Source organism: Geobacillus sp. LYN3, assembly GCF_003064505.1.
Lineage (GTDB): Bacteria > Bacillota > Bacilli > Bacillales > Anoxybacillaceae > Parageobacillus_B > Parageobacillus_B toebii.
This window is the reverse complement of the sequence record NZ_QCWL01000001.1, coordinates 2607069-2627938: the sequence shown is the minus strand read 5'-3', so window position 1 is coordinate 2627938 and position 20870 is coordinate 2607069. Positions and strand designations below refer to the sequence as shown.

25 protein-coding genes and 1 other annotated feature are annotated in these 20870 nt (G+C 43.8%); of the genes, 22 read left to right on the top strand and 3 right to left on the bottom strand.

Going from position 1 to position 20870, the window contains the following annotated elements; all coding sequences use genetic code 11:
- The first annotated feature begins 11 nt into the window (after positions 1-11).
- From DCC82_RS13815 to pheA, 14 genes are all read left to right on the top strand, one after another.
- Entirely contained in the window at positions 12-1031 is a 1020-nt protein-coding gene (locus DCC82_RS13815; RefSeq protein WP_108430395.1) for a rod shape-determining protein, read from the top strand.
- A 21-nt stretch (positions 1032-1052) separates the two neighbouring features.
- On the top strand, positions 1053-1919 hold the full coding sequence (gene mreC / locus DCC82_RS13810) for a rod shape-determining protein MreC (protein WP_062677146.1): 867 nt from the start codon (positions 1053-1055) through the stop codon (positions 1917-1919).
- The gene (gene mreD / locus DCC82_RS13805) at positions 1916-2434 is read left to right on the top strand and encodes a rod shape-determining protein MreD (RefSeq protein WP_062753055.1); all 519 of its coding nucleotides are present in this window, start codon (positions 1916-1918) and stop codon (positions 2432-2434) included. The genes mreC and mreD overlap by 4 nt, the downstream gene beginning before the upstream one ends.
- 13 nt (positions 2435-2447) lie before the next feature.
- Positions 2448-3164, top strand: a complete 717-nt coding sequence (gene minC, locus DCC82_RS13800; protein WP_015864653.1) for a septum site-determining protein MinC — start codon at positions 2448-2450, stop codon at positions 3162-3164.
- Positions 3165-3166: 2 nt separating this feature from the next.
- Positions 3167-3970, top strand: a complete 804-nt coding sequence (gene minD, locus DCC82_RS13795) for a septum site-determining protein MinD (protein WP_015864652.1) — start codon at positions 3167-3169, stop codon at positions 3968-3970.
- 102 nt (positions 3971-4072) lie between these two features.
- Complete coding sequence (locus DCC82_RS13790) at positions 4073-4834, top strand: M23 family metallopeptidase (RefSeq protein ID WP_089097955.1); 762 nt, start codon at positions 4073-4075, stop codon at positions 4832-4834.
- The gene (locus DCC82_RS13785; RefSeq protein WP_097354796.1) at positions 4827-5690 is read left to right on the top strand and encodes a M50 family metallopeptidase; all 864 of its coding nucleotides are present in this window, start codon (positions 4827-4829) and stop codon (positions 5688-5690) included. The genes DCC82_RS13790 and DCC82_RS13785 overlap by 8 nt, the downstream gene beginning before the upstream one ends.
- 173 nt (positions 5691-5863) lie before the next feature.
- Positions 5864-5946, top strand: a sequence feature (ribosomal protein L21 leader region).
- A 15-nt stretch (positions 5947-5961) separates the two neighbouring features.
- Complete coding sequence (rplU, locus tag DCC82_RS13780; protein ID WP_015864649.1) at positions 5962-6270, top strand: 50S ribosomal protein L21; 309 nt, start codon at positions 5962-5964, stop codon at positions 6268-6270.
- Between the two features lie 11 nt (positions 6271-6281).
- Entirely contained in the window at positions 6282-6614 is a 333-nt protein-coding gene (locus DCC82_RS13775) for a ribosomal-processing cysteine protease Prp (protein WP_015864648.1), read from the top strand.
- 15 nt (positions 6615-6629) lie between these two features.
- Complete coding sequence (gene rpmA, locus DCC82_RS13770; RefSeq protein WP_015864647.1) at positions 6630-6920, top strand: 50S ribosomal protein L27; 291 nt, start codon at positions 6630-6632, stop codon at positions 6918-6920.
- Between the two features lie 192 nt (positions 6921-7112).
- Positions 7113-7652 carry a sporulation initiation phosphotransferase B gene (locus tag DCC82_RS13765; protein ID WP_108430394.1) on the top strand — a complete coding sequence of 180 codons (540 nt, stop codon included), beginning with the start codon at positions 7113-7115 and terminating at the stop codon, positions 7650-7652.
- A gap of 172 nt (positions 7653-7824) precedes the next feature.
- A complete protein-coding gene (obgE, locus tag DCC82_RS13760) occupies positions 7825-9111 on the top strand; it encodes a GTPase ObgE (protein ID WP_015864645.1) in 1287 nt (428 codons plus the stop codon).
- A gap of 29 nt (positions 9112-9140) precedes the next feature.
- Positions 9141-9584 carry an ACT domain-containing protein gene (locus DCC82_RS13755; RefSeq protein ID WP_015864644.1) on the top strand — a complete coding sequence of 148 codons (444 nt, stop codon included), beginning with the start codon at positions 9141-9143 and terminating at the stop codon, positions 9582-9584.
- Between the two features lie 20 nt (positions 9585-9604).
- A complete protein-coding gene (gene pheA / locus DCC82_RS13750) occupies positions 9605-10453 on the top strand; it encodes a prephenate dehydratase (RefSeq protein WP_015864643.1) in 849 nt (282 codons plus the stop codon).
- Between the two features lie 63 nt (positions 10454-10516).
- On the opposite strand, the gene DCC82_RS13745 is transcribed toward pheA, so the two are convergent.
- Genes DCC82_RS13745 through DCC82_RS13735 form a run of 3 tightly spaced genes read right to left on the bottom strand, consistent with a single transcriptional unit; the run spans position 10517 to position 12707 of the window.
- Positions 10517-10978 (bottom strand): NUDIX hydrolase, encoded by a 462-nt coding sequence (locus DCC82_RS13745; RefSeq protein WP_108430393.1) that lies wholly within the window; start codon positions 10976-10978, stop codon positions 10517-10519.
- Positions 10979-11026: 48 nt separating this feature from the next.
- Positions 11027-11566, bottom strand: a complete 540-nt coding sequence (locus DCC82_RS13740; RefSeq protein ID WP_015864641.1) for a transcription repressor NadR — start codon at positions 11564-11566, stop codon at positions 11027-11029.
- 1 nt (position 11567) lies between these two features.
- A complete protein-coding gene (locus DCC82_RS13735) occupies positions 11568-12707 on the bottom strand; it encodes an IscS subfamily cysteine desulfurase (protein WP_015864640.1) in 1140 nt (379 codons plus the stop codon).
- 105 nt (positions 12708-12812) lie between these two features.
- Between DCC82_RS13735 and nadB the strand changes: the two genes are divergently transcribed.
- From nadB to DCC82_RS13695, 8 genes are all read left to right on the top strand, one after another.
- Positions 12813-14363 carry an L-aspartate oxidase gene (gene nadB, locus DCC82_RS13730; RefSeq protein ID WP_108430392.1) on the top strand — a complete coding sequence of 517 codons (1551 nt, stop codon included), beginning with the start codon at positions 12813-12815 and terminating at the stop codon, positions 14361-14363.
- 28 nt (positions 14364-14391) lie between these two features.
- The gene (gene nadC, locus DCC82_RS13725; RefSeq protein ID WP_015864638.1) at positions 14392-15243 is read left to right on the top strand and encodes a carboxylating nicotinate-nucleotide diphosphorylase; all 852 of its coding nucleotides are present in this window, start codon (positions 14392-14394) and stop codon (positions 15241-15243) included.
- Complete coding sequence (gene nadA, locus DCC82_RS13720; protein ID WP_097354792.1) at positions 15243-16346, top strand: quinolinate synthase NadA; 1104 nt, start codon at positions 15243-15245, stop codon at positions 16344-16346. The genes nadC and nadA overlap by 1 nt, the downstream gene beginning before the upstream one ends.
- A gap of 169 nt (positions 16347-16515) precedes the next feature.
- On the top strand, positions 16516-17862 hold the full coding sequence (gene safA, locus DCC82_RS18600; RefSeq protein WP_108430391.1) for a SafA/ExsA family spore coat assembly protein: 1347 nt from the start codon (positions 16516-16518) through the stop codon (positions 17860-17862).
- A complete protein-coding gene (locus tag DCC82_RS13710; RefSeq protein ID WP_187252119.1) occupies positions 17856-18311 on the top strand; it encodes a hypothetical protein in 456 nt (151 codons plus the stop codon). The genes safA and DCC82_RS13710 overlap by 7 nt, the downstream gene beginning before the upstream one ends.
- Before the next feature lie 38 nt (positions 18312-18349).
- Positions 18350-19090 (top strand): NAD(+) synthase, encoded by a 741-nt coding sequence (gene nadE / locus DCC82_RS13705; RefSeq protein WP_062677157.1) that lies wholly within the window; start codon positions 18350-18352, stop codon positions 19088-19090.
- Between the two features lie 111 nt (positions 19091-19201).
- Positions 19202-19930 (top strand): YhcN/YlaJ family sporulation lipoprotein, encoded by a 729-nt coding sequence (locus tag DCC82_RS13700; protein WP_108430390.1) that lies wholly within the window; start codon positions 19202-19204, stop codon positions 19928-19930.
- 190 nt (positions 19931-20120) lie between these two features.
- Positions 20121-20861: a YebC/PmpR family DNA-binding transcriptional regulator gene (locus tag DCC82_RS13695; RefSeq protein WP_015864632.1), complete on the top strand. Its 741-nt coding sequence runs from the start codon at positions 20121-20123 to the stop codon at positions 20859-20861.
- Positions 20862-20870 lie beyond the last annotated feature (9 nt).

The following is a 20870-nucleotide window of genomic DNA, read 5'->3' as shown; positions in this document are numbered from 1 at the left end:
AGATATAGAGTATGTTTGGATTTGGGACAAGAGACCTTGGCATCGATTTAGGAACAGCAAATACGCTCGTGTATGTAAAAGGAAAAGGAATTGTTGTTAGAGAACCATCTGTTGTTGCGTTGCAAAAAGATACGAAACAAATTGTCGCTGTCGGTAATGAAGCGAAAAATATGATTGGTCGGACTCCTGGAAATGTCGTCGCACTTCGTCCGATGAAAGACGGGGTGATCGCCGACTATGAGACAACGGCGACGATGATGAAACATTACATTAAACAAGCGACAAATAAAGGATTTTTTGCAGGGAAACCGTACGTGATGGTATGTGTACCGTATGGGATTACCGCTGTAGAAGAGCGCGCTGTCATCGATGCGACGCGTCAGGCGGGAGCTCGTGATGCCTATACGATTGAAGAGCCGTTTGCTGCAGCGATCGGTGCAAACCTTCCAGTATGGGAACCGACGGGAAGCATGGTCGTTGACATCGGCGGTGGTACGACAGAAGTTGCGGTTATTTCTCTCGGCGGCATCGTCACGAGCCAATCGATTCGCATCGCTGGTGACGAGATGGATGAGGCAATTATTCACTATATCCGCAAAACGTATAATTTAATGATTGGCGAACGGACAGCGGAGGCGATTAAAGTCGAAATCGGCTCGGCAGGGGATGCAGAAGGAATTGGAAAAATGGAAATCCGTGGCCGTGACTTATTGACAGGACTTCCGAAGACCATTGAAATTAGCGCAGAGGAAATTGCAGAAGCATTGCATGATACGGTTTATGCGATTGTTGATTCCGTAAAAAATACGTTAGAAAAGACACCGCCGGAATTAGCTGCCGATATTATGGACCGCGGCATCGTGCTTACAGGCGGAGGCGCATTATTGCGCAATCTCGATAAAGTCATCAGCAAAGAAACGGATATGCCTGTTATTGTTGCTGAAAATCCGCTCGATTGTGTAGCAATTGGAACAGGAAAAGCGTTAGATCATATCGATTTATTTAAAAACAAAGCGAGAAGCCATCGCTGACGGTAAGAGGGTGTCAACATCATGCCACAGTTCTTTTTAAACAAACGGCTCATTTTATTGCTTGTCAGTATTATTATCCTCGTGGCATTGATTGGTTTTTCCTTAAAAGATCGCAATGAACTGACATGGTCTGAGCAGTTTTTAAAAGATACAACCGGTTTTGTCCAGCTAATTTTCCATAAGCCCGCACAACTCGTTGCGGGCTTCTTTGAGAATGTGAATGATATAAGGAATACATATAAAGAAAACAAGCTGTTAAAAGAACGCCTCGAGGAATATGTATCCTTAGAAGCGCAAGTGCAAACATTGAAAAAAGAAAATGAAAGGCTTCGTGCTCTTTTAAATAAAAAAGAAAGCTTGCGTGATTTTGTTCCAATTCAGGCGACTGTTATTGGAAGAAACCCAGACCGTTGGCAAGAAACGGTCATCGTCAATAAAGGCCAGCAGCATGGTGTAAAGAAAGATATGGCGGTGATTACACCAGAAGGGCTAGTAGGAAAAGTGCAGCATGCCGCCCAATTTACTTCCACGATTCAATTGTTGAGTGCATCGGATCAAAAAAATCGAATTTCTGCATATGTACAAGGAAAGGAAAATGTCTTTGGATTAATCGAAGGATATGATGAAAAACGAAGAGCGTTGTTGTTAAAAGAAATTCCTTTTGATGCAAAAATCAAGAAAAAACAAAAAGTGTTAACATCCGGACTTGGCGGAATTTTCCCAAAAGGCCTTGTCATTGGCGAAGTGATGGAAGTAGTGCCAGATCAATACGGGTTGACAAAAATGGTTTACGTGAAACCAGCAGCTAATTTTTATGACATTGATGACGTGATTATTGTAAAAAGAAAAATTGATGAGACATTTGAGGAGAGGGAGGAAGCAAAATGAAAAAATGGGCGCTTCCTTTCCTTGCCGTTTTATGTTTTGTTAGTGAAAGCATTTTTGTTGATTTGTGGCCAAAGAACGAGCTGTATATGCATTATTTTTTTGTACCGCGCTTTTTTCTTGTTTTTCTTGTTTTTACCACTATTTATATAGGAAAAACGCGTGCGATGGTTTACGGGTTTATTTTTGGCGTGCTTTATGATTGTGTATATACGGAATTGCTTGGGGTTTATGCATTTGCATTTACTTTAATCGCTTACATAGTATCGAAAGCGATGAAAGTGTTTTATCAACATTGGTTAATCGCTTGTTTTCTTAGTCTTCTTTCTATCACCATTCTTGAATTATATGTATATGGAATTCAACTGCTCATTGGAAGAACCGATATGCCTTTTGAAGCATTTTGTTCTGAAAGATTATGGCCAACGTTGTTGTTAAATGCCGTGTTTCTTATTTTACTTTCATACCCATTGAAACAATGGTTAGTAAAAATCAAACGTTTTGAGCGGGAAGAGTAAAAAAGGAAAATGAATGTTTTTTGTAGAATTATTCGTTGAGGTGAACGTTGTGACGAAACCAAAACAATATATAACGATTAAAGGGACGAAAGATGGACTAACGTTGCATCTCGATGACACGTGTTCCTATGATGATCTATTAAAAGAACTGGAAGAAAAACTAACGGTAAGCGAAAAGGCAGAATCGGACGGTCCGCTCGTTTCTGTTCATCTCAAAGTTGGAAATCGTTATTTAACTCCGGAACAAGAAGAAGAATTGCGCACATTAATTCGCCGCAAAAAAAATTTGGTCGTCGAATCGATTGAAAGCAATGTGATAACGAAGAAAGAAGCGCTAGAGTGGAAACGGAAAACGGAAATTGTGTCAGTTTCAAAAATTGTTCGTTCGGGTCAAGTGTTGCACGTAGAAGGAGATCTTTTATTAATTGGCGACGTCAATCCAGGAGGAACCGTTATTGCTGGCGGAAATATTTTTATTCTCGGAGCATTGCGGGGAATTGCTCATGCCGGATATTACGGAAATAAAGAAGCGGTCATCGCCGCATCCATTATGAAGCCAACACAACTGCGAATCAGCGATGTGATGAATCGGGCGCCCGATTACAAAACGGATGAGCGGAATGAAATGGAATGCGCATATATCGATGATCATAATCAAATTGTTGTGGATCGCTTGCAGCTGCTTATGCATTTGAGGCCGAACTTGACGCGGTTAGAAGGGAGAGTGTAACAGTGGGAGAAGCTATCGTCATTACATCAGGCAAGGGTGGCGTCGGAAAAACGACAACAACTGCAAACGTTGGAACAGCGCTGGCCATACTTGGAAAGCGAGTTTGTCTTGTGGATACAGATATCGGGTTGCGTAACCTCGATGTTGTAATGGGGTTAGAAAACCGCATTATTTATGACCTGGTTGACGTTGTGGAAGGCCGTTGCACCGTGCAAAAAGCGTTAGTAAAAGATAAACGATTTGATGATCATCTCTATTTATTGCCTGCCGCGCAAACAAGCGATAAATCCGCGGTCACTCCAGAGCAGATGAAACAGTTGGTGGATGAGTTAAAGCAAGACTATGATTATGTGTTAATCGATTGCCCGGCAGGTATTGAGCGAGGTTATAGAAATGCCGTGGCGGGAGCGGATGAAGCAATTGTTGTAACAACGCCGGAAGTATCGGCAGTGCGTGATGCTGACCGGATTATTGGTTTACTAGAAAACGAGGAACATATAAAGCCACCAAGGCTTATCATTAACCGCATTCGCAGCCATATGGTAAAAAACGGAGACATGCTTGATGTCGACGAAATCGTCATGCACTTATCCATTGATTTATTAGGAATTATTGCCGATGATGAAAACGTCATCAAAGCTTCCAATAAAGGGGAGCCAATCGTTCTTGACCCGAACAGCAAAGCATCGATTGCGTATCGCAATATTGCGCGAAGAATTCTCGGAGAGTCCATCCCGCTGCAGCCGCTGGAAGATGAGCAAAAAGGAATTTTCTCGAAAATTAAAAAATTATTTGGCGTACGTTAATCCCTGCTGATCAAAATAGCAGGGATTTTTTTATTTATCATATCTTCCAAGGTTGTCTAATAAACTAGTACAAACTATGTTTGGGAGGGATGGTGAGGAATAATGAATCGACGCGCTCGAGAAATTCGTAAGCGAATTGAAAAACGGAGAAAAGAAAGGCAGCATTTTGGGACATCACATCAGGAATTGTGGGCGATCACAGATGAAGAACGATACGGTCAGCCAGTAGTGACGTATGATCGCTATCCATTTGATGAAGAGAAACATCCAATCTTTAACAAAGAAACGTTTATTTTGAAAATGCTTCTTTCCGCCTGTCTTGTTTTAGTAACAGCCATTTTATTTAAAAATCCATCTGATTCGTTAGAGCCAGCCCGTCAGTTTGTGAAAAATACGATGGAGAAAGAATTTCAATTTGCTGCCGTTTCAAAATGGTATGAAAAGCAGTTTGGCGAGCCGCTTGCGCTAATTCCTACAGAAAAACAAACAAAAACAATGCCAAAACAATATGCCGTTCCTGCATCAGGACGAGTTCTGGAAAGTTTTAAGAAAAACGGTCAAGGGGTTATGGTAGAGACAGCTAGCAATGCGAAAGTGGAAGCAGTGAATGAAGGAATCGTTATATTTGCTGGCACCAAGGAGAAGCTTGGGAAAACCGTAATCATTCAACATGCAGATGGAAGCGAGTCATGGTATGGCAACTTAGGTACGATTGCCGTAAAACTGTACGATTTTGTAGAAACGGGCAAGGAAGTCGGAACAGCGATGACGAACAGCCATGATCAAACAAAGGCGGTATTTTATTTTGCCATTAAACAAGGAGATCATTTTATTGATCCGATTCAGGTGATTTCCTTTGAGTAAGTATGTCACATTGTTTACAAAAATTCATATACATCCGCTATTATGGCTGTTTGGTGGTATTGCGGTGATCACCGCGCATTTTAAGCAATTGTTTCTTTTATTTCTTATCGTGTTGATTCATGAGCTTGGACACGCTGTTGCTGCTGCTTTTTTTTCATGGCGCATCAAACAAATTTTACTGCTTCCGTTTGGGGGGGTAGCCGAAGTAGAGGAACACGGAAATCGTCCGTTTCATGAAGAACTTATTGTAACGCTAGCTGGACCAGTGCAACACCTTTGGCTGATGGGTATTGCGTTTTTTTTATGGAAAGCGGGTTTTATGACGGACGAAGGATGGAGTTTATTTGCTCATTACAATGTCGCGCTTCTTTTTATTAATCTACTGCCTATTTGGCCGTTGGATGGGGGAAAGCTGCTATTCCTTGCATTAACCCGCTACTTTCCTTTTAGTGAAGCGCATAAAAAAATGATCATTCTGTCATTTGTAGCACTTATGTTGTTTTTCAGCAGTGTTCTATTGTTGCAGCCGCAGCAATTTGATTTGTGGATCATGATGATATTTCTCTTTATTTCGTTATGGAAAGAGTGGAGACATCGCCATTATGTGATGATGCGGTTTTTACTCGAGCGCTATTACGGAAAACGAGGAAGCTATGCGAAATTACGGACTATTCATGTTTCTGAGGAAGAGACGATTATTCAAGTGCTGCAAAACTTTTACCGTGGACAGAAACATTCTATTGTTGTTACAAAGCGCAATCATGAGCGAGTAACATTGGATGAAAATGAGTTGCTTCATGTATTTTTTTCTGAAAAACAATCAAACGAGAAACTGGGAAATCTTGTTTATATATGAATGAATTTGATGAACCTCTCCCACCTCCATTCCTTTAGAGGTGGGAGATTTCATGGGAAAAATGTTAAATGTATTGACAGTTCTAGTTGTATTATGGTACTATTTCACGTGTTGTAGACAATTTTGTACCGTTCGCGAAAACGGACAAAAGACGGTGCAACGTATTTTTAGCACCCGTACTACAACCGCTCAGCGCGGGTTTATAAAGCGTTCGGCATCCCGAACCGCCTTGTCGCTGGCGAGTCTGAGTCTATATAGGGAGGTGCAATTCATGTACGCAATTATCGAAACTGGCGGTAAACAAATTAAAGTAGAAGAAGGACAAGAAATCTACATCGAAAAAATCGACGCCCAAGAAGGCGAAACGGTAACGTTTGACAAAGTATTATTCGTAGGCGGCGAAACAGTAAAAATCGGCAACCCTACAGTAGAAGGGGCAACGGTAACGGCGAAAGTACAAAAACACGGCCGTCAAAAGAAAATTATCGTTTTCAAATATAAGGCGAAAAAGAACTATCGTCGCAAACAAGGCCACCGTCAGCCTTACACAAAAGTAGTAATTGAAAAAATTAATGCATAAAGGCATTTGGGATGATTAAAGTAGAAATTGAGCGCACAAAGGAAGGCAAAATTCGCGCATTTACGATAAAAGGACATGCGAATTTTGCAAACCATGGGCAAGATATCGTTTGTGCTGGAGCATCTGCAGTGTCGTTTGGCGCGGTCAATTCGATCATCGCGTTAACGAACGTTCAACCGCATATTACACAAGGAGAAAATGGCGGCTATCTCCGCTGCGAGCTTCCTGTTATTGAAAATGAAGCAACGGCAGAGAAAGTTCAGCTCCTCCTTGAAGCGATGCTCGTTTCTTTACAAACGATAGAACGTGATTACGGAGAATATATTCGCGTTATTCAACGATAGCGGGAGGTGACATAGATGCTAAGACTAGATCTCCAATTTTTCGCATCGAAAAAAGGGGTAGGTTCGACAAAAAACGGACGTGACTCCATTGCGAAACGCCTTGGCGCAAAACGCGCTGACGGCCAATTCGTCACTGGCGGTTCGATTCTTTACCGTCAACGCGGTACGAAAATCCATCCAGGATTGAACGTTGGCCGCGGCGGCGATGATACGCTTTATGCGAAAATTGACGGCATCGTTCGTTTCGAACGTCTCGGCCGTGACCGCAAAAGAGTAAGCGTATATCCTGTTAGCAAAGAAGCATAAGCAAATGAGAAAGAAACTCTAACCTTGTCTTGGTTAGAGTTTTCTTTTTGTTTTTTCAGAAAAGCGTGAAAAAGCATTCACGTTTCTTGTAGAAAAATGCTATAGTAAAGATAAATGGACGATCGATCAAGTTGCGTGATTGATGAATAGAACGCTACGGATGGAAAAATAGTGGAGGATAGTGGAACACGAATGGAAAAGCAATGGAGAATAGTGGATGTATTGCGTCATTCCCGCCACGACTGGCTGAATAAAATTCAGCTTATTAAAGGGAATTTGACGCTAAATAAAATAGAGCGAGTTTACGAAATTATTGATGAAATTATTGGCGATATGCAGCAGGAAACGAAACTTACCAATTTAAAAGCGGTACAATTTGCGGAATGGATGATGACTTATAATTGGCAAACACGGCTTATTTCATTAGAATATGAAGTGCTTGGGGATGAATGTGATTTATCCTCTTATGACGAAGATTTAACAACATGGAGCAGCAATTTTTTGAATTTAATGGAACAACAAGCGGATAAGCATGACGAAAATCATATGAGCATTTCCATTGAAGTGTTAAGCGAGGAAGTAAAGTTGTTTTTTGATTACAGCGGAACGATAAAAGATAAGGATATCATTGTTCAATGGCTTCGTGAGCATCGACAGCAAGCGGCGATCCATCTCGAATCTTTTGATATACATAATAATGAGATGACTGTACTTATAAAAATTATCCTTTGACGGCATTCGTGATGGAACAGGTGGCCGCGGTTTACTGAATAGATATAATAAAAGCTACTTATTTTTATATGAACAGAAACGATCGTGTTCCTATATAAGACACTATTATTTCTGGTTTTTGTGCAAAATAATAAACAGTCATGGCATCAAGAATAGATCGGAGGAAAACAAGATGTTTGTCGACCAAGTGAAAATTTACGTAAAAGGCGGTGACGGCGGCAACGGAATGGTTGCGTTTCGCCGTGAAAAATATGTTCCAAAAGGCGGACCTGCCGGCGGTGATGGCGGAAAAGGCGGAGACGTTGTCTTCGTCGTTGACGAAGGATTAAGGACGCTCATGGATTTTCGTTATCAGCGTCATTTTAAGGCGCCAAGAGGCGAAAATGGCATGTCGAAAAATCAGCACGGAAAAAACGGTGAAGATTTGATCGTCAAAGTACCGCCGGGGACGGTTGTCATCGATGCGGACACCAATCAAGTATTAGCGGATTTAACGGAAAACGGTCAACGATTTGTCGTCGCAAAAGGCGGACGCGGCGGACGAGGAAATACACGTTTTGCCACGCCGGCAAACCCTGCACCGGAAATCGCGGAAAACGGGGAGCCGGGAGAAGAACGCAATGTCATTCTCGAATTAAAACTGCTCGCTGATGTCGGCTTAGTCGGTTTTCCGAGTGTTGGAAAATCAACGCTTCTGTCCGTCGTTTCTGCGGCGAAGCCAAAAATTGCCGAATATCATTTCACTACGCTCGTTCCTAATTTAGGCGTGGTCGAAACGGATGATGGCAGAAGCTTTGTCATGGCCGATTTGCCTGGGCTGATTGAAGGCGCCCATCAAGGCGTCGGATTAGGCCATCAATTTTTGCGCCATATCGAACGGACGCGCGTCATCGTCCATGTCATTGATATGGCGGCGACAGAAGGGCGGGATCCGTACGAAGATTACCTAGTGATCAACGAGGAGTTAAAACAATACAATTTGCGGTTAACGGAACGCCCGCAAATTATCGCTGCCAATAAAATGGATATGCCGAATGCCGAAGAAAACTTGCAAAAGTTTAGAGAAAAAATCGGGGACGATGTGCCGATCTTTCCGATTTCCGCGGTGACTAAACAAGGGGTGCGCGAACTGCTATTTGCAATCGCCGACCTTTTAGAAACGACGCCGGAATTCCCGCTTCACGAAGTGGAAGAGCCAGCGGTTCAGCGCGTCGTCTACAAGTATGAAAAAGAGGAGCCGCCATTTACGATTACAAGAGGCAGTGATGGAGCGTTTATTCTATCTGGAGAAAAAGTCGAAAAGTTATTTAAAATGACTGATTTTTCAAGAGAGGAATCCGTTCGCCGTTTCGCCCGACAGTTGCGGGCAATGGGGGTCGATGATGCGTTGCGTGAGCGCGGTGCGAAAGATGGAGACATTGTAAGGCTTTTGGATTATGAATTTGAGTTTGTTGATTAACGCTTAAAGGGGCAGGGGAGGGAGGCACGATGGATAAAAAATTTTACTTAGTTCGTGAAGACGTATTGCCAGAAGCGATGCGAAAAGTGCTTTTAGCAAAAGAATTGCTAGAGCGAAAAAAAGTTGATTCTGTCGCGGAAGCAGTGCGGTTAGTGGATGTCAGCCGGAGCATATTTTATAAGTATCGTGACGCGGTATTTCCGTTTCAAGCGGTAGTGAAAGAAAGTATTGTTACATTATTTTTTCATTTAGAAGACCGCTCCGGCACCCTTTCCCAACTGCTTAGCGTTGTTGCGGCAGCAGGCTGCAACGTGCTGACGATTCATCAGACGATTCCGCTTCAAGGTCGTGCAAATGTTACTCTATCTATTAGCACAAACGAGATGAAAGAAGATATTGAGGAGCTGCTTGCGAAGTTGCGGCGGCTTGAATTTATCGAAAAAGTTGAAATTGTTGGCTCGGGAGCGTATTAAAGTAAGGGAGAGGCAATAAAATGAAAATTGGTTATTTAGGGCCAAAAGCAACATTTACCGATTTAGCGGTAACAACGATGTTTCCTCGCGCAGAAAAAATTCCATACCATACCATTCCAGAATGCATTGATGCGGTAAGCAATGAAGAGATTGATGCTGGGGTAGTACCGCTTGAAAATGCGTTAGAAGGCTCGGTTAATTTAACGCTCGATTATTTAATTCATGAACAATTGCTTCCAATCGTTGGGGAAATTATCGCACCCATTCAACAGCATTTAATGGTCCACCCATACCATGCGCATCATTGGACGGAAGTGAAAGAAATTTATTCCCACTCACATGCGATTGCGCAATGTCACAAATTTTTGCACGCTAATTTAAAAAAAGCAAAGCACGTATATATGACATCGACAAGTGCAGCTGCGAAATTCGTCAGCGAACGTCCGCACCTTCCGATTGCGGCGATTGCCAACCGGCTGGCGGCCGAAGAATATGGGCTTACGATCGTGCAAGAAAATATTCACGATTATGATTATAATCATACCCGTTTTATTATCGTCCGCAAGCAAAACGAACCGCTGAAAATCGATTCGCCGCTGTATGCTGGGGATAAAACGACATTGATGGTGATGCTTCCGAAAGATCAGCCCGGTGCTCTTCACCAAGTGCTGTCCGCGTTTGCGTGGCGCAAATTAAACTTAACGAAAATCGAATCCCGCCCTGCCAAAACGGGATTAGGAAACTACTTTTTTATCATCGATATTGACCAAAAGATGGATGAAGTGTTAATTCCAGGTGCGATCGCTGAGCTTGAAGCGCTCGATTGCACCGTGCAAGTATTAGGGAGTTATCCGTATTATATTATATAAACCTCTCTCCCTATATTTTCGCTTAGCGGAGGAGGTTGCGATAAAAAATAAGCCATCCCTAACCTATAGCGGCGGGGATGGCTTTATATGTTTCTCTATGACGCAGCAATGGCTTTGGATCATTTGTTCTGGAAGCTCGTTAATTGGAAAAAACCTCACATCTAATGATTCCTCAGGATTTGCGCGGATTTCTCCGGAAAATTCATTCGTTTCATACACGATTGTAACGGCATAAAATTCATCTCCATTAGGAACTTTCACGTACGTGCCTGGTCCGGAAAGGACATCGAGGAGCCGGCAGCTTCCGATGGTGAGTCCTGTTTCTTCCCATACTTCCCGTCTTACTGTTTCCTCAGCCGATTCCCCAAGCTCCATTAATCCGCCTGGAAGCCCCCAATATCCTTTAGGTTGTCTGCGCTTTTGCAGCAATACTTCGTTTTTTTCATTTTTGATGATCGCCAGTGCGCCAACTAAAATGACGGGGCGATGGCCGATAAGGGCGCGCAGTTCTTCAATGTAACCCATACCATTCTTCCTTTCAGTTGTTTCGAAATTATTGTAAGGGGCGAATCTCTACGACTCAATGAGAAACCCGGCTTTTTGGAGAGCATGACAGGCAGCGTCGAGCTTGGCGGTCGAATCCGCTTCAATCGTATGAAGATGAGTGCCATCTGTCAGCTGCAGCAAATACGATGCCTTCGTTTCTTCAATTTTTTGAATGAATTGATCGACTTCCAGCCGATTGCTGACCATCACGGAAGCGGTTAAATCCCCATATACGGGATGCTCGATTTTCACATCTTTGACAGTGACGCCGTGGTCAACGAGAATATATAATTCTTCTTTTGTTTGTTCAGGCGTATGAAAGCACGCGATGGTGCGCGTATATGTTTGTGCTGGAATGTTTGGCGGCAAGTATAAATATCCTTGGCTCGTGGCGATAATCGGTTCATTGCGCGCTTTTAATAGTGAAATATCTTGCACGATTACTTGGCGGCTGACGTTTGTTTTTGCGGCGAGCTCGGCGCCGGTGATCGGCCTTTTGCTTTCTTTTAGCCACTGCAAAATGAGCTGGCGCCGCTTTTCCCCGAGAATTTTTTTCTCTTCTTTCAATTCATTCAAACTCCTTTCTTTGCTGACTGATTCGCTCAAGGGAAGACACAAGTTGGTCAATGTCTTTTTCCGTCGTCCATTTCCCGAATGAAACACGTATAAACTGTTTTGCTTCTTCTACAGATTTTCCAACTGCCAACATCGTCCGCGAAGGAGCTTGTTTTCCAATTTGACACGCACTTCCAGTGGAAATGGCGATGTTATCACGGTTACATTCCAGCATGACATATTGGCCTTCGATTCCATGAACAGAAAGACCGATAATATTTGGCAGGTGAACGTCAGGATGTCCCTCTGCCGTGACAGGCAAGCTTTTTTCACGAATAAGCGCCAGCAAGTAACGGCGCAGCTGCTCGAAACGAGTTTGTTCGGCATCTATATTTTCGCAAATGTGCTGTGCTGCGGTGATAAAAGAAGCGATTCCAGGCACATTGACTGTCCCTGGACGAAATCCATCTTCATGGGTGGCGTTAGGAAAACATGGCTGCCAATGGATGCGTGGGTCAATATATACCGCACCGACCCCTTTTGGTCCGTAAATTTTATGGGCAGAAATCGAAAGGCTGTCGATAAACATCTTTTTCACATCAATTCGTATTTTACCAAAAGTTTGGACACAATCGCTATGAAAGATTACCCCATGACGCCGAAGCAGCCGTCCAATTTCGGCAATTGGCTGTATTGTTCCGATTTCTGAATTAGCGTGTTGAATGGAGGCGAGAATCGTTTTTGGTGTAATCGCCCGTTGTAAATCACTGATATCAATTTGTCCAAAGCGGTTAACCGGTAAATAAGTGACCTCAAATCCTTCTTTTTCTAATTGTTGGAATAGATGATAAAGAGAAGCATGTTCAATCTCGGTTGTTATGAGATGATTTCCGCGGTGGCGATGTGCGTTAATAAGCGAACGAATAGCAAGAATATTGGATTCTGTTCCCCCGCTTGTAAAATAAATACCCCGTTCCTCGCCGCCAATAAGCGTCGCAAGTTCTTTTCGGCAAATAGTTAACAGTCGTTCGGCATTGCTTCCGATATCGTGTAAACTGCTTGCATTTCCAAAGTAAGCGTCAGCTGCTTCTACATAGGCATTTAGCGCTTCTTTGCTCATCGGTGTTGTAGCGGCATAGTCAAGATAAATCATCAAAATCATTCCTTTTGTTCACAAAATGTTAACAAAACTCTTGTCATTAGTTTAAATATATGTAAATATAGGTGTCAAGACAGTATGAAATTAGGAGGCAATTTTATGCCAGAAAATGGAGTTATTATCATCGGAAGCGGCATTGCGGCGTTAACCACTGCCTATTATTTGCATGAACATAAAAATGTGACGATTTTCACAAAAACAAAAAAAGAAGAAAGCAATTCATGGCTGGCACAAGGTGGTGTCGCTGCGTCCGTTTCACAGGAGGATGATTGGCGTTGTCATTTTGATGATACGATGACTGCTGGCTGTCATCATAATGACGAAAAGGCGGTTGAACTGCTCGTTCGTGAGGGGCCAAAACGAATTCGCGAATTAATAAATGCAGGATTGTCATTCGATGTCAATCAGGATGGCATCCTACATCTTGGACAGGAAGGGGCGCATAGTAAACGGCGGATTTTGCATGCAGGAGGAGACCAAACAGGGAGAACGATCGTCTCGTTTTTGTTAGAAAAGTTAATGGGACGCGTGACGATCGTGGAGGGCGAGTATGTCATCGAACTGCTTGTTGAAAATGGCCGCTGCGTCGGAATTAAGACGAAAAATCAATTAGGAGAGATTTCGTGCTATTATGCAAGCGCTGTCGTGCTCGCAGCGGGAGGATGCGCGGGGATGTATGCTTTTTCTTCGAATGCTTCAACGGTTACAGGGGATGGGATTGCATTAGCTTATCGCGCCGGCGCGGTTATTGCCGACGTCGAATTTATCCAATTCCATCCGACGATGTTGTTTGTCGATGGGAAAGCGGTTGGCTTAATTTCAGAAGCAGTACGTGGCGAAGGTGCGGTGTTAGTGACAGAAGACGGGCGGAGAATGATGGAACATGTCCATCCACTAAAAGACTTGGCTCCCCGCGATATTGTAGCCCGTGCTATTCATGACGAAATGAGCAAGGGACATCGTGTCTATTTAGATATTTCAGCGATTCCGAGTTACCGCGAACGATTTCCGACGATGGCAAATCTATGCGCGGAACATGGTATTGATATGGAAACAGGCAGGCTTCCGATTGTGCCAGGCGCTCATTTTTTGATGGGCGGCGTTTTGGTTAATGATTGCGGACAGACTTCCATACAAGAGTTATATGCCGTCGGAGAGGTGGCATGTACAGGTGTTCACGGGGCAAATCGGTTGGCGAGCAATTCGCTGCTGGAGGGAATTGTGTTCGGAGCGCGCGCTGCAGAGGCGATCCGAAGAGAAACAGCGCCGCCGACACCATTACGTAAAAAAACAAATAATATACACAGTATCAAAAGGGGCGTGAACGATTTACCAGAAATACCAACCATTCAAACCATCATGTCAATATATGCGGGCATCGTTCGTCATGAACAAGGCCTGCAACGTGCAAAACAGTGGTTTGAACAATTTCCGTTGTCTGACTTTGCGAATGGTTCGCTTGATGATTTTTCCATCGAGGAAATTACGGTTATTCATATGCTGTTAACCGGCTGGCTTATAACAACATCGGCGCTAGAGCGTACAGAAAGCCGGGGCGGGCATTATCGCACCGATTATCCGTTTGAGAGAGAACAATGGAGACAACGGCGTATTCGGCGGACAAAAAAAGAGCTGACCGTAACGGTATAACAATTTGCTGGAAGAGCGGAGGGACACGATGAATACACTCAAATTGCAACAGCTATTGCAGCAATTTTTCATTGAAGATATTGGTGAACACGATATTACGAGCGAAATGATTTTTCCAGAGAATGAATGGGCGACAGGAACGTTTACGGCGAAGGAAGATGGGGTGTTAGCGGGGACAGATATTATTACTATAGGATATCGTCTATTGCATCCAGGCATCGATGTAACGCTTTATAAACGTGATGGCGAACAAGTAAAAAAAGAGGAGACGATTGCCGTTGTATCTGGGCCGGTTATTCCGCTATTGACAGGGGAGCGCGTTATATTAAATTTGCTGCAGCGAATGAGCGGCATCGCTACGTTAACACATCAAGCGGTAATGATACTAAACAGCAGTCATACGCGCATTTGTGACACGCGAAAAACAACGCCGGGCTTACGGATGTTAGAAAAGTACGCCGTTGTATGCGGAGGAGGCTATAATCATCGTTTTGGTTTGTACGACGGTGTCATGATTAAAGATAATCATATCGCTTTTTGCGGTTCGATTACGAAAGCGGTACGGGCGGTGCGCGCAAAGCTTGGTCATATGGTCAAAATCGAAGTGGAAACAGAAACGAAAGAGCAAGTGTTAGAAGCAGTGGAGGCGGGGGCTGATGTCATTATGTTTGATAATCGTACTCCAGAGGAAGTGCGCGAGTTTGTCTCGCTAGTGCCAAAGCCGATTGTCACCGAGGCGTCTGGCGGGATTACATTAGAAAACCTCGCTGCGTACGGAACAACTGGCGTAGATTATATTTCGCTCGGTATGTTGACACATTCTGCTAAAGCGCTAGATATTAGTTTTCATTTGCAAGGATGGAATAGGGGGAGAAAATAATGAACGTGCTAGAAATAATGAAGCGGCTTGACGATATGCCGGAAAGTTATAAAACGATGAGCATGGAAGAGATGGAAGTACGTGTTCGGGCAATAAAAGAGCGATTTGGAAAAAGATTGTTTATCCCGGGACATCATTATCAAAAAGACGAAGTGATTCAATTTGCCGATGCGACAGGCGATTCGCTGCAGCTTGCGCAAGTAGCGGCGCAAAATAGTGAAGCGGAATACATTGTATTTTGTGGTGTACATTTTATGGCAGAAACGGCAGACATTTTAACGGGTGACCATCAAAAAGTCATTTTGCCGGATATGCGGGCCGGATGCTCGATGGCTGATATGGCGGACATTACACAAGTGGAGCGAGCGTGGCCGATATTGCAAGAGCTGTTTGGTGACACGATTTTGCCGTTAACATACGTGAATTCGACGGCGGCGATTAAAGCGTTCGTTGGACGCCGCGGCGGCGCGACCGTTACTTCCTCGAACGCGAAAAAGATGGTCGAATGGGCGTTTACGCAAAAAGAGAGAATTTTCTTTTTGCCAGATCAGCATTTAGGCAGAAATACAGCCTATGAGCTTGGAATTTCGTTAGACGAGATGGCGGTATGGGATCCGCATACGGATCGTTTAGAATACAAAGGCGATATAAAGAAAGTAAAAGTGATTCTTTGGAAAGGACATTGTTCCGTTCACGAAAACTTTACTGTCCGTCATATTGAATATATTCGTCGGACAAAGCCGGATATGAACATTATCGTTCATCCGGAGTGCAGCTGGGATGTTGTACAGCAAGCCGACTATGCTGGTTCCACGAAATACATTATTGAAACGATCCGAAACGCTCCTTCCGGAAGCAAATGGGCGATTGGCACGGAAATGAATTTGGTGAACCGCCTGATGCGCGAACATCCTGATAAAGAAATCATTTCGTTAAATCCGTATATGTGCCCATGTCTCACGATGAACCGCATCGACTTGCCGCATTTACTATGGGCGCTTGAATCGCTTGAAAGAGGGGAAATTGTTAACCAAATTACCGTTCCTCCGCTAATTGCAAAAGATGCGGCGCAGGCGCTTGCGCGGATGCTGGCGCTGGCGTAAAGGAAAAAGTGAACTAATCATCCTGTCAGACAGTGATATTCCGCTGGGCAGGATGATTTTTTTATCATAAAACAACGGCTTTTATCATAAATTGTGTTGAAGGATGATGGTGACAACAAGCGGAAGCTGAGATACAACGTTAATAGTTTCGGGTTAGGAGGGGAACGGAGTGAAAATCCATATTGTCCAAAAGGGCGATACGCTTTGGAAAATCGCGCAAAAGTATGGGGTCGATTTTGAACATCTAAAGAAAATGAACGGTCATTTGAGCAATCCAGATATGATTATGCCGGGAATGAAAATTAAAGTACCGACTGCGGGAGTTCCGGTAAAAAAAGAAGCGCCGAAAAAAGAAACAAAAATTAATCTGGCTCCGAAAAAAGAAGAAAATATAGAGCACCCGTATGCCCATACAAAGCCGTTTGCATCGGTGAACATTGAGGCGGAGTTTTCGGAGCCTATAAAAGAAGAAAAGGTAAACAAGGCTCCCGAGGCAGTGGTGAACGAAGCGCCGAAAGCGCCGATCAAGGAAGCGCCAAAGACACCGATCAAGGAAGCGCCAAAGGCACCGATCAAGGAAGCGCCAAAAGCGCCGATCGAGGAAGCGCCAAAGGCACCGATCAAGGAAACGCCAAAAGCACCGATCGAGGAAGCGCCAAAAGCGCCGGTGAACGAAGGGACGAAATCAGATAATGCCGCACTAGGTTCTGAGGAAAAGCAGTTCAACATTCCACCGTTATCGCATACGATTCCACCAGTAACGCCAAACGTAAATATTAACTTTTCTAATGCGATTTCTAATGTTCCGCCGATTCCGCCAAAGCCAGAAAATATTTTACCAGGAATCATGAAACAAGAATTAGAAAGCCCTGCTGAGGCGGTAGAAGAAAAAGAATTAGCAGCGGATGATGATACACCACCAGAACTTCCAAAAGCTCCATACGTTCCGATGATGCAGCAGCCATATGCGATGGGAGGAGCGCCTGTTGCACCAATGCCACCACAGCCGTGTGGTCCGGTAACTCCTATTTTACCAGGTGCGGGATATTATTTTCCGCCTATGCCAACCATGCCAGTTAACTATCCAACATATCTACAACCATCAACATATGGGGATGCGGAAAGTGGTTCTCATCCATTTCCTGGTATTGAAGAAAGCAGCGGTGAATCAGGTGAAGTGCCACTAATGCCAGGGCATACATCACCAACAGTAAATCCGGCATCGGCAAATATGCCACCATTTCCTTCATATTCACCTGCTTCTTCTTATCCGATTATGCCATGTGCACCGATTTTACCAGTAATGCAAGGATATGGATGGCATCCAGCGTTTTATCCATACATGCCGCCGGCGTCGTACGGCTACTATCCGCCAGCTGCACCTGCTCCTTATCCATATCCGGCGGCAGGGACGGCATATCCATTCACACAAGCACCAACCACTTCAGCGTTTCCTCGTACGGAAGAACAATTATTTACAGAACCGCATGACGAGGAGAGTAATGATTATTGGTGAACAATAAGCAAAAAAGAGACGATGTAGCAGGTCGTCTCTTTTTTCTTCTGCAAAACGAATACGGCTTACGTGTGAAAAATATAAAAACAGTCAAACATAACGTATGGGTAGTTACAGCATGCGAAGGATATTGGGTGATTAAACGGTATCGAACCTTTTTCGAAGCGATGAGACAAGCGCTATTTATGCAATCGCTAAGAAAGGCGGGGTTTGTTCATGTTCCTGCCATATATACCACTTTGGGACAAAATGGTGTATTTTTCTTTGAAGGCGCCTTTTGGGTGATGCAAACATATATTTCCGATGCAGAAAGATTATCATTCGCTCGTCAACAAGATATCGCCGATGGACTGGAATTGTTACAAACATATCATTCCATCGCCAGGCTGTTAATAAAAATTCCGTTGTTTCAAACGTTTGTCCGCGAAATTATCGATATGATAAAATGAATATACGGAATTTTTTCGTGAAAGGAAGCTGAAAAAAGATGAAGGAAAAAATTGAAAAACTTATTCAATGGCTGCGCGACCAAGTAGCGGATGCCGGATTAAATGGGGCAATTGTTGGAATTAGCGGCGGCATTGACTCAGCAGTTGTCGCCCACTTAATTAAACGTGCATTTCCGGACAACTCGCTCGGATTGATTATGCCATGTAAAAGCAATCCGAAAGATATGGAAGATGCATTAAAAGTGGTGGAAAGCTGCGGCATTAAACACTTGATCATTGATTTAACCGAAACGCATAACCTGTTATTTGGAGAAGTGGAAAAACAACTGAAAGAAAAAGGAGAATGGAATGAAGAAACAGCGCGTTTAGGTGATGCGAACACAAGAGCGCGCCTTCGCATGACAACATTATACGCGGTTGCCAATAATTACGGATATATGGTAGTCGGCACTGATAATGCAGCGGAATGGTATACAGGGTACTTTACCAAATATGGGGACGGCGGAGTCGATCTAGTGCCGCTCGTTCATTTTACGAAAGGAGAAGTGCGCGAGATGGCGCGCATTCTCGGCGTTCCGAACGAAATTATTACAAAAGCGCCAAGCGCAGGATTATGGGAAGGGCAAACAGATGAAAATGAAATGGGGACAACCTACGAGATGATTGATAAATATTTAAAAGGAGAAGAAGTTCCGGAAAAAGACCGGCAAATTATTGAGCGTTTGCACAAGCGTTCACAACATAAACGCCAGTTGGCGATTGCACCGCCAAAATTCTAATTCTACCGTTAACTGACAGCGATAAAACCCTCTTTCCTTCGCCAAGCTAATAATAAGGCCGGAATATGTTTTTTGGCCTGGTGCGAGCGAAGGAAAAAAGGGGGTTTTTCCATGAAAAACGCAATGAAAATCATCGGGGCTGTTTCTGTCTTGAGCGCGATGGCTGCATGCGCCAATTACGCGGACAACAATGATAGACGCTACAATGATGCGACGCGTCCGATCGGGTACTATTCCACGGAGCGTTTTGATGATGACTTCCGTTACGGACGCTATGGAACAAATGCGACTAACTATGATAACAACTATATATTAAGCCGTCGCGGACCAGCGGCCGATTTTTTCGATACAGACAATAACCGTGCACGTATTCCGGGAATTACCCGTTTTGATACGGATACGCCTGCGCTTCCGCTCGATGCTGATTTCAGTGATGCGGACCGCAACTACCATGGGCATTTAAATTCGATGGAAAGTAAAACAACTCCTTCTTACTATAGGAAGTATGACGGACGATTGGCGGAAACGATCTCCCGCCGCGCCGCTGCGGTAAGAGGAGTCAACGATGCCCGGACGCTTGTTTACCGTGATCATGTGCTTGTTGCGATTTCGACCAATTCCAAATACGCAGATCACGTGAAGCGTCTTGTCGCCCAAGCGGTTGCACCGTATACGAAAGGCAAACATGTGCGCATCGTTTCCAATCCTAGCATGTACAACCGCGTCCGTACGATCGACAACGACATCCGCCGCGGCCGGCCAATGGAAGAAATCGAACGTGATTTAAAAACGATTTTTATTGATGGAAAAATTAACGAACGTCCTGCAAATACACGTTAATGTGAAAAAGTGGGGACACCTAAAAAGGTGTTCCCACTTTTTTGTAAAACATAGCCGAGAAGGCTTCTTCTTCAACGAAGAAAATCGGCTGTGTAGGAGAAGAATCCGCCTATTTTTGTTATATGACATTTTCCTGTTTTTTTGGTATAGTAATATCGGAAATTTCGTTGCGATGAGAGGAGAAATTTCGATGGCTGGACATTCGAAGTGGAAGAACATTCAACGCCGTAAAAATGCGCAAGATGCAAAGCGCGGCAAATTGTTTATGAAATTGGCGAAAGAAATTTATGTAGCGGCTAAAACGGGCGGAGGCGATCCAGCATCCAATCCAGCCTTGCGCCTTGTTATTGAAAAAGCAAAGGCTGCGAACATGCCAAACGAAAATATTGAACGTGCAATAAAAAAGGCGACAGGAACACAAGAACATACGAACTACGAAGAAGTTCGCTATGAAGGATACGGACCTGGCGGCGTTGCCGTGATGGTCGTTTGCTTAACCGATAATAAAAACCGTACCGCTTCGAACGTGCGAGTAGCCTTTTCAAAAAATGGCGGCAATTTAGGGGAAACCGGCTGCGTTTCTTATTTGTTTGACCGAAAAGGACTTCTTGTCATTGCCCGCGAAGGACTTGACATCGATGAAGATGACATGCTTCTTCAAGCGATTGAAGCAGGAGCGGAAGAAATGGAAACAACCGAAGATTCGTTTGAAATTTATACAACACCGGAAGCATTTGAAGAAGTAAAAGAACAATTAGAGAAAAACGGCTTTACGTTTGCTAGCGCTGAAATTACAATGATTCCACAAACATATACCACGCTTGCTGGCGATGATCTAAAGAAAATGCTAAAACTGATCGATACCCTTGAAGATGACGACGACGTCCAAGAGGTGTACCACAATTTGGACGAATCGGTGTTGGAAGAGTAATAATTGAAA

Excerpts from the sequence above, each read along its gene's own strand:
- DCC82_RS13815 (WP_108430395.1), top strand. The coding sequence starts at position 12 with ATGTTTGGATTTGGGACAAGAGACCTTGGCATCGATTTAGGAACAGCA.
- mreC (WP_062677146.1), top strand. The coding sequence starts at position 1,053 with ATGCCACAGTTCTTTTTAAACAAACGGCTCATTTTATTGCTTGTCAGT.
- mreD (WP_062753055.1), top strand. The coding sequence starts at position 1,916 with ATGAAAAAATGGGCGCTTCCTTTCCTTGCCGTTTTATGTTTTGTTAGT.
- minC (WP_015864653.1), top strand. The coding sequence starts at position 2,448 with ATGTTTTTTGTAGAATTATTCGTTGAGGTGAACGTTGTGACGAAACCA.
- DCC82_RS13790 (WP_089097955.1), top strand. The coding sequence starts at position 4,073 with ATGAATCGACGCGCTCGAGAAATTCGTAAGCGAATTGAAAAACGGAGA.
- rplU (WP_015864649.1), top strand. The coding sequence starts at position 5,962 with ATGTACGCAATTATCGAAACTGGCGGTAAACAAATTAAAGTAGAAGAA.
- DCC82_RS13775 (WP_015864648.1), top strand. The coding sequence starts at position 6,282 with ATGATTAAAGTAGAAATTGAGCGCACAAAGGAAGGCAAAATTCGCGCA.
- rpmA (WP_015864647.1), top strand. The coding sequence starts at position 6,630 with ATGCTAAGACTAGATCTCCAATTTTTCGCATCGAAAAAAGGGGTAGGT.
- DCC82_RS13765 (WP_108430394.1), top strand. The coding sequence starts at position 7,113 with ATGGAAAAGCAATGGAGAATAGTGGATGTATTGCGTCATTCCCGCCAC.
- obgE (WP_015864645.1), top strand. The coding sequence starts at position 7,825 with ATGTTTGTCGACCAAGTGAAAATTTACGTAAAAGGCGGTGACGGCGGC.
- DCC82_RS13755 (WP_015864644.1), top strand. The coding sequence starts at position 9,141 with ATGGATAAAAAATTTTACTTAGTTCGTGAAGACGTATTGCCAGAAGCG.
- pheA (WP_015864643.1), top strand. The coding sequence starts at position 9,605 with ATGAAAATTGGTTATTTAGGGCCAAAAGCAACATTTACCGATTTAGCG.
- DCC82_RS13745 (WP_108430393.1), bottom strand. The coding sequence starts at position 10,978 with ATGGGTTACATTGAAGAACTGCGCGCCCTTATCGGCCATCGCCCCGTC.
- DCC82_RS13735 (WP_015864640.1), bottom strand. The coding sequence starts at position 12,707 with ATGATTTATCTTGACTATGCCGCTACAACACCGATGAGCAAAGAAGCG.
- nadB (WP_108430392.1), top strand. The coding sequence starts at position 12,813 with ATGCCAGAAAATGGAGTTATTATCATCGGAAGCGGCATTGCGGCGTTA.
- nadC (WP_015864638.1), top strand. The coding sequence starts at position 14,392 with ATGAATACACTCAAATTGCAACAGCTATTGCAGCAATTTTTCATTGAA.
- nadA (WP_097354792.1), top strand. The coding sequence starts at position 15,243 with ATGAACGTGCTAGAAATAATGAAGCGGCTTGACGATATGCCGGAAAGT.
- nadE (WP_062677157.1), top strand. The coding sequence starts at position 18,350 with ATGAAGGAAAAAATTGAAAAACTTATTCAATGGCTGCGCGACCAAGTA.
- DCC82_RS13700 (WP_108430390.1), top strand. The coding sequence starts at position 19,202 with ATGAAAAACGCAATGAAAATCATCGGGGCTGTTTCTGTCTTGAGCGCG.
- DCC82_RS13695 (WP_015864632.1), top strand. The coding sequence starts at position 20,121 with ATGGCTGGACATTCGAAGTGGAAGAACATTCAACGCCGTAAAAATGCG.